The 7,562-nt window shown below is 67.0% G+C and carries 7 protein-coding genes and 1 pseudogene; 7 read left to right on the top strand and 1 reads right to left on the bottom strand.

Features of this window, described 5'->3' with window-relative positions; all coding sequences use genetic code 11:
- A pseudogene (locus VD972_RS25920) lies at positions 1 to 421 on the bottom strand (hypothetical protein); the annotation flags it as partial.
- Between the two features lie 65 nt (positions 422 to 486).
- Between VD972_RS25920 and VD972_RS25915 the strand changes: the two are divergent.
- The 7 genes from VD972_RS25915 to VD972_RS25885 all read left to right on the top strand — a co-directional run.
- Positions 487 to 1,845, top strand: coding sequence for a TAXI family TRAP transporter solute-binding subunit (locus VD972_RS25915; protein WP_324991414.1), 1,359 nt, complete (start codon positions 487 to 489; stop codon positions 1,843 to 1,845).
- A 72-nt stretch (positions 1,846 to 1,917) separates the two neighbouring features.
- Positions 1,918 to 3,378: an MDR family MFS transporter gene (locus VD972_RS25910; protein ID WP_324991413.1), complete on the top strand. Its 1,461-nt coding sequence runs from the start codon at positions 1,918 to 1,920 to the stop codon at positions 3,376 to 3,378.
- A gap of 66 nt (positions 3,379 to 3,444) precedes the next feature.
- The gene (locus VD972_RS25905) at positions 3,445 to 5,157 is read left to right on the top strand and encodes a hypothetical protein (protein WP_324991412.1); all 1,713 of its coding nucleotides are present in this window, start codon (positions 3,445 to 3,447) and stop codon (positions 5,155 to 5,157) included.
- Positions 5,158 to 5,317: 160 nt separating this feature from the next.
- Entirely contained in the window at positions 5,318 to 5,821 is a 504-nt protein-coding gene (locus tag VD972_RS25900) for a helix-turn-helix domain-containing protein (protein ID WP_324991411.1), read from the top strand.
- 19 nt (positions 5,822 to 5,840) lie between these two features.
- The gene (locus VD972_RS25895) at positions 5,841 to 6,407 is read left to right on the top strand and encodes a PIN domain-containing protein (RefSeq protein WP_324991410.1); all 567 of its coding nucleotides are present in this window, start codon (positions 5,841 to 5,843) and stop codon (positions 6,405 to 6,407) included.
- A gap of 192 nt (positions 6,408 to 6,599) precedes the next feature.
- Positions 6,600 to 6,875, top strand: coding sequence for a hypothetical protein (locus VD972_RS25890; protein ID WP_324991409.1), 276 nt, complete (start codon positions 6,600 to 6,602; stop codon positions 6,873 to 6,875).
- A gap of 374 nt (positions 6,876 to 7,249) precedes the next feature.
- Positions 7,250 to 7,562, top strand: a 313-nt coding sequence (locus VD972_RS25885) for a hypothetical protein (RefSeq protein ID WP_324991408.1), incomplete at its 3' end; no start/stop codon positions are given.

Genomic DNA, 7,562 nt, shown 5'->3' with positions numbered 1-7,562 from the left:
AGGTGCCGACGACGTTGCCGTCGGGATCGAGGCGGAAGAGCCGGCCGTTGATCTGGTCCAGCACCACCACGTTGCCAAGCATGTCCGCGGCCATGGACATGGGGGCCTCAGGGCTGGCCTCCTGGGGGCGGTGACGTCCGAGCTGGGAAGCGCCGCTGCCCCAGCCCAGCTCGGCCACCACCTCCGTCTTGGGAGCGGCCGCGTGAGCGGGAGGCTGCGTCCCGGGGGCCTGCCCGCTGGAGCCCGCTCGGGCCCCGGTGGGGGCCGGACCGGGTGGGGCCTCCGAAGTGCCCGGGGGGGTGGCCTCGCCCTCTGCGGGGACCGGGTTTGTGCCACGCCCCGTGCGCAGCAGGAAGAGCAAGATGCCCATCACTCCCAGAGCCACGAGCCCCACAAGGATGCTCCGAGTGCGAGCTGCCATTCTTGCCTCCGCCCATCCAGCTGAGAGTGCAGTAGAGCACACGAGGTCTATACTCCGCGCCCAGGATGAACACGGACAGTCTCAAGGAGCAGTTCCGGCGCACGCTCCGGCGCGATCTGTGGATCGTGGTCGTGCCCGTGGCCCTCGTCATCGGCGCCGCGTTCGCCGTCACCTTCTACTTCGTCAAGCCCGCGCCGCCGAAGAAGGTCGTGCTCGCGATGGCGACAGACGAGGGCGGCTTCCGGTACTTCGCGCGGAAGTACCAGGGGGCCCTCGCGCGGCACGGCATCACGCTCGAGCTGCACCCGACGAAGGGCTCGGTCACCAGCGTCCAGCTCCTCGCCGACGACAGCTCGGGCGTGGACGTCGCGTTCGTGCAGAGCGGTACGGCCGGCGGGGAGCAGGCGGAGGGCATCTTCTCGCTCGGCAGCCTCTCGTACATCCCCCTGTGGGTCTTCTACCGAGGCGAGCCCATCGAGGACGTGCGCGAGCTGGGTGGCAAGCGCATCGCGGTCGGGCCCGAAGAGAGCGGGACCCGCGAGCTCGCCCTCAAGCTCCTGACCCTCAACGGCGTGGAGAAGGCTCCGACGGAGCTCCAGCCCTTCGCGCGTGACGAGGCCGTCGAGCAGCTCAAGCAGGGACAGCTCGACGCGGTGTTCCTCGTCTCGCCCGCGGAGTCGCCGATGATCCAGAAACTGGCGGCGGTGCCCGGCATCCGGCTCCTCAGCTTTGTGCGCGCCGACGCCTACACCCGCCGGTTCCCCTTCCTGTCCAAGCACGTGCTGCCCCGGGGCGTGTTCAATCTCGCGACGGACATCCCAGAGCGCGACGTGGTGCTGCTCGCGCCGACCGCGAACCTCGTGGCGAAGGACACGCTGCATCCGGCGCTCGCGTACCTGCTCATGCGCACCGCGAGCGAGCTCCACGGCAGCGCTGGGATGCTGGACCGCTCGGGGGAGTTCCCGGCGCCGCTCGAGGCGGGCTTCCCGCTCAGCAGCGAGGCCCGCCGCTACTACGAGGCCGGTGTCCCCTTCCTCCAGCGCTACCTGCCGTTCTGGGCCGCCAACCTGGTTGACCGGCTCTGGGTGATGCTCGTGCCGATCATCGCGATCCTGGTGCCGCTCGTGCGAGCCGTGCCGGCGTTCTTCCTGTGGCGGGTGCGCTCGCGCATCTTCCGCTGGTACGCCAGCTTGAAGGAGATCGAGATTCAGCTCGAGGAGAACCCTGGGCGGGAGATGCTCGAGGACATGCTGAAGCGGCTCGAGGAGGCCGAGCTCGCGGTGAACCACATTCCCATGCCCCTCTCCTACTCCGAGAACCTCTACTTCTTCCGCGAGCACGTGGATGTCGTCCGCCGGCGGATCCTCCGGAAGCTCGCGGACGCGTCCGGGGGCAAGGTCATCCCGATGACGGAGGCCCGCTGACCGCACCGGCCTGCCCCCAGTGCGTCCTTGCTCCTGGGGCACCGGTGTGAGCTATTCCGCGAGGCCCCGGCCATGCGCAAGACCCACCGTCCGCTCACCACCGTCGCCCTCGCCCTGAGCCTCTTCATGGCCGCACTGGAGATGACGGTCGTCTCCACCGCCATGCCCACCGTTGTCAGCGATCTGGGCGGCATCCAGCACTACTCGTGGGTCTTCACCGCCTACCTGCTGGCCTCCACCATCACCGTCCCCATCTTCGGGAAGCTGGCGGATCTCTACGGACGCAAGCCCATCATCCTCGCCGGCATCGGCTTGTTCCTCGCAGGCTCGGTGGCGAGCGGCCTGGCACCCTCCATGGGGTGGCTCATCGTCTTCCGCACGCTGCAGGGGGTGGGGGCGGGCTCCATCCAGCCCATCGCGCTGACGGTGGTGGGGGACATCTACAGCATGGAGGAACGCGCCCGGGTGCAGGGCCTCTTCAGCTCGGTGTGGGCCGTCTCAGGCCTGGTGGGACCGTTGGCGGGCGGCCTCATCGTCCGGTGGCTGTCGTGGCACTGGGTTTTCTTCATCAACGTGCCGGTGGGACTGGCCACCGCGGGGCTGCTCGTCGCCTGCTTCCACGAGAACATCGTGAAGCAGAAGCGCACGCTCGACATCGCGGGGGCGCTGCTGCTTGCTCTGGGCGTCATGGCGCTCTTGCTGGGGGCCCAGGGCCAGGGGAACCGGTGGGTGCCGCTCGCGGTGGCGGCGGTGCTGCTGGGGGCCTTCGTCTTCCTCGAGAGCAAGGTGAAGGAGCCGGTCATCCCTCCGAGCATCTTCAAGAGCCCGACCATCACCATCGCCTCGATCTGCTCTGCGCTGTTCTCCGCGGCGATGTTCGGCTCCACGACCTATGTCCCGCTCTTCGTCCAGGGCGTGCTGGGTGGCACGCCCACGGAGGCCGGTGGGATCATCACCCCCATGATGGTGGTGTGGCCGCTGTGCTCCATCGTTGCCGGCAAGCTGATGGTGAAGGTGGGGTTCCGGCCGCTCATCGTGGGAGGACTGGGGCTCGCGGGCTTCTCCACCGTGGCCATGGCGATGCTGCTCAAGCCGGGCGTGCCGCTGCTGCTGCCCGCAGTGGCCATGGGCCTGTTCGGCGCGGGCCTGGGGTTCGCATCCACGGCGCTGCTCATCTCCGTCCAGATGAGCGTTGGCTGGGAGCTGCGGGGCGTGGCCACCGCGAGCAGCATGTACTTCCGCACCATTGGCGGGGCGGTCGGGGTGGGAGCGATGGGGGGAGTGCTGGTGGCGAAGCTGACGGCGGATCCGCGTGTCCCGGTGAGCGCAGCCAATGAGCTGCTCGGACCGGAGCATGGGCTCGGGCTGGGCGAGCAGATGCTGCGGCAGCTCAGCGGCGCCCTGGCCGAGGGGCTCTCCGCCAACTTCTGGATCATGGCTGTCGTGTCGGTGCTCGCCTTCGCCGTCAGCTTCTTCTTCCCTCGGGTGAGGCCCGGCGCCACGCCTGGCACGGGCGCAGCCGCGATGCACTGAGAGCTGGCCTCCGAGCGTGCTGGGGTGCCACCATCCCCCGGCGCCATACCGAAGCTGGGGGTCACCATGAAGAAGCTCCTGCTGCTTGTCGCGTGCTGCTTCCCTGCCCTTGCGGCCGCTGCTCCGGTGGCCCTCACCGTCCACGACTACCCGTCCGGAGACGGCCCGGCGGAGCTCGTCAGCTTCGGCGTGCCCTTCAAGCCCGGCGAGCTCACGCAGCTGTCGAACGTGCGCGTCCTGGACGGCGCGGCCGAGGTTCCGATTGGCATCAAGTCCCTGGCCACCTGGGCTCTGGACGGCTCGATCCGGGTGGCGCTGGTGCAGTTCCCGGCTCCGTTCACGGGCGCGACCAAGGGCTTCACGCTCGACACCGGCACGGCGCGGACTACCACCGACAGGACGCTGGTTCCCGTAAGCTGGCGGCTGCCGCGCAAGATCGCGACACTGCCGGCCAGCCATCTCTCTGCATCGCTGGTGATGTGGGAGCAGAAGCCGCTGGGGCAGACGGGCTACACGGCGTGGGAGCAGAAGCAGACGCAGCAGTTCTCGGTGCTCAACACGGAGCCTGTGGCATCAACCCCCTGCGCGCGAACGGACCAGTACTACGACAGCGCCAACTCGAGCTACGGCATCTATGTCCGGACGGGTGGCCTGCAGTACCTCATCAGCGGCCGACGCTGGGCTCATCACCACGGCCGGCACCAGATCCTCCTGAGCGGCGCGAACACCGGACATGGCAACTGCACGGGCGGGTACGTCAACAACACCCGCTACACGTTCGTCGACAGCCTCGTGCGCGACTACTTCTTCTGGGGCGACGAGGAGAGCCTGCGGGTGGCAGGGCTGGTCGTCGACAACTTCTACATGCCGCACGCGGACTCCTGGTACTACAAGGCCCCGAACACGCGTGGCTTCTGGACCGAGCGCGAGGCGGCGTTCGCGCAGCTGGGGTTGGTGGCGTACTACGAGGCGACGGGCAACGCGTCCTACCTCGACAGGGCGCGGGCGCGGTTCCACTCGCTCCACCGCATGCAGGGCGACAACGGGAACCGCGCCTGGGTGCACAACCTCTATGACCACGATCCGAGCGAGGGGTGTGGTGAGACGGACTATGGGAGCTCGTCGTTCATGTCCGGGCTGCTGTTCGAGAGCCTCATCCGGTATCACAAGCTGACCTGCGATCCCGTGGCCGCGGAGTCGCTCCGGTTCGCCCTGGATGACCTGCGCCAGGTGAACGTCGCCACGGGCGCGTACGCCGGGCAGTCGCTGATCTATCTGGGCTGCCCGAGCACGAATACCGACTACCGGGATGGAAACCCGGACCTGGACAACCTCAGCGCGCACGCCTGGGCGTACGCCTACCGCCTGAGCGGCTTCACGCGAACCAGCGACCGCGACTTCGCTCAGGCCCTGTTCAACACGAGCGTCTCGGAGGGGTTCGTGGGAGCGCCCAAGCAGTTCAACCAGGCGTTCCGGGACAGCGGCAACTTCGTCGGCTACCTCGATCCGAACGTGGCCGGACTCCGCAGCTGCACGGCCAGCCCGACGGATGGTGGCACGAGCGGTGGGGATGGCGGCTCCGACGCGGGAACCGGCAGTCCTGATGGTGGCGGCTCCGGCGGCAACGATGCTGGAACCGGCAGTCCTGATGGTGGTGGTGGAGAGGAGGAGCCCGGCGGCGAAGAGTCAGGCTGCGGTTGTGGCTCCGCCGGATCGCTCTCGGCGGTGGCGTGGGGCCTGCTGTGCCTGGGCCTGCTGCGCCGGAATCGGCGACTCTGACCGACGGCAGGGACCTGAAGTTGGAGCGTAAGCGACCAGACAGGAAGACGTTCGTAACACGTTGAAATCGTGGACTGCCGCGTCCCGTTGGAGTTGCGAATGGGTTGTCTAAGGTTGCGTTTGCGTCGTTCATGACCTACCTTTCTCGTGGAGGTTCACCATGGCCACCGCAGCCGCCCACTCGATGGAAGACATGATCCGCCGGATGACGCCGGTCGCAGCGCCGCCCGAGCAGCAGGCTCAGGTCGCAGCGCTCTCCCGGGCGCTTGAGGGCATGGTGCATCCGCCGAAGCGACGCGCTCCGAAGTGCCAGTTGGTCGGACCGAAGGGGGAAACCATCGCTGTCCCGGAGTCGGTGTTCTACGTGCTCGAGCGCGTGGCCGAAGTCATGGCGCGCGGTGATTCGATCACCGTGGTGCCGGTCGGCAAGGAAGTCACCACACAGCAGGCGGCTGATCTCCTCAACGTCTCCCGGCAGTACATCGTACGGCTCCTGGACCAAGGGAGAATCCCGTTCCGCAAGACCGGCAAACACCGGCGGCTGCGGATCGAGGATGTGCTCGAGTTCAAGGAGAAGCGCGACAAGGATCGCCGTGCAGGTCTCCGCGAACTCTCACAGCTGACACAAGAGTTCGGTGGCTACGATGCCGAGTTGAAGGAGTAGCGTCGGCTCCGAAAGCTTTATGGTTCCGGCGCCCTTCATCGTCGTTCTCGACGCGAACGTCCTCTTCCCGTTCACGCTGCGGGACACCTTGTTGCGCGCGGCGGCCGCGGGCTTCTACCAGGTGCGTTGGTCGGCGCAGATCCTCGATGAGATGGCTCGAAACCTCGTCTCGACCGGCATGATGACCGAGGACAAAGCGACCCGACTGCGCTCCGTGATGGAGCGAGAGTTTCCCGATGCCGGGGTGAAAGGCTACGAGCCCCTCATCGCCGCGATGGAGAACGATGAGAAGGATCGGCACGTTGTCGCGGCGGCCATCAAGGCTGGCGCGCAAGTTGTTACGACTGCGAACCTGAGGGACTTCACACGGCTCCCGGACGGACTTGAGGCACAGTCACCGGACGAGTTCCTCTGCAACCTGTTCGACCTCGATCCCGAAGAGTTCATGGCTCTTCTGCGTGAGCAGGCTGAGGATCTGGTAAAGCCTCCGATGACCTTCGACGAGCTGCTTGAGAGACTCGCTCGGATCGTGCCCGACTTTGTGGCTCTCGTGCGGCACCATGTCGCCGCGTCAGGCACCGCGTAATGGTCGACCCGGCACGTGGCGAAGCGTTCATCGACCCCGGCACATCGCGAGTTGCCGCCCCAGCAGGCCTGCAAGGGCTTCTCGTCGCGACGCAAGGAGATGACGACTACGCCTGCGGGATGTTCGTGCTGCTCACGGCGACTCGAAAGCTCGGTACGGCATCCAGACGAGCGGGGCCAAAGGCTGGTTTTGATGCGCTCGATTTGGTCGATCAGCATCGCATCGAAGCTCTCAAAGATCGGCCTCTTCGAGAAGGATGTGCGTGCCCTTGTGGCGGCTGCTGGTCTCTCGGTCTACCGACCCAATACCCACGAGGTGACACAGTTCCACAAGCCCGGCTGGTTGTGGATGGCTCTCGTGCTCCTGAAGTTCACATCGCCGGACCGCAAGGAGAGCTACGTGGAGAGGCACTATGTCCTGATTGTGGACTACCTAATTAGCGGACATGGGTGTCCTCGTTGTCGTTGATCCGCATCCCTGGAACCCGCCCCTGTACTGCGTCAATGAGGCCACCTTCGAAGCGGCATGGCGCGCGGCAAAGAAGAAAGGCCAACCCTGGGCGGCAGCTCTGCGCCCGGCCTCCCACCCTGTACTAACCTAAAACCACACAGAGCCTGGAGCGGCGTAAGCGAGTTCACGCCCAGGAACCGTGTGTGGCCCATTCCAGGGCGAGCCGACGAGTAGGATTCCAGTCCGCGCGAGACTCGAGGTCCTGGGCGCCGCAGTCAAGCCTCGGCTCCGGTCGAACCTCCTCGACCTCAGGAAGTGAGCTCCTTTCCCAGGGGATGGAGCAGGAGCTTGTGCTAAACCGATGGGCCCACGCTGGAGGAATCTAGAGCGTTATGGCCAACCTCGCGATCGGCAACATCGAGAAGGTACGCGCCCTCGCGGCCAACGGCCGCGTGCTCCTGGTCGGCGGCGCCCGCGTCGCCTCCGCCAGCAAGCTCACCGCCTACGACTTCACCGGCAACAAGGTGCTGTGGAGCGTGGATCTGCCCTCCGCCGTGCTCGCCCTGGCGCTCGCCGGTGAGCGGTGGATCGCCGCGGGCGCTGACGGCACCGTGCACGTGGGCTCGCTCGGCGAAGGCAAGGTGGAGCGCGAGCTGACCGGCGCGCACCCCGGCGGCTGCACCGGTGTCGCCCTCAGCTCGGACT

Origin of the sequence: Hyalangium sp., assembly GCF_035629615.1 — a bacterium.
Lineage (GTDB): Bacteria > Myxococcota > Myxococcia > Myxococcales > Myxococcaceae > Hyalangium.
This window is presented reverse-complemented; position numbering and strand designations above follow the sequence as displayed.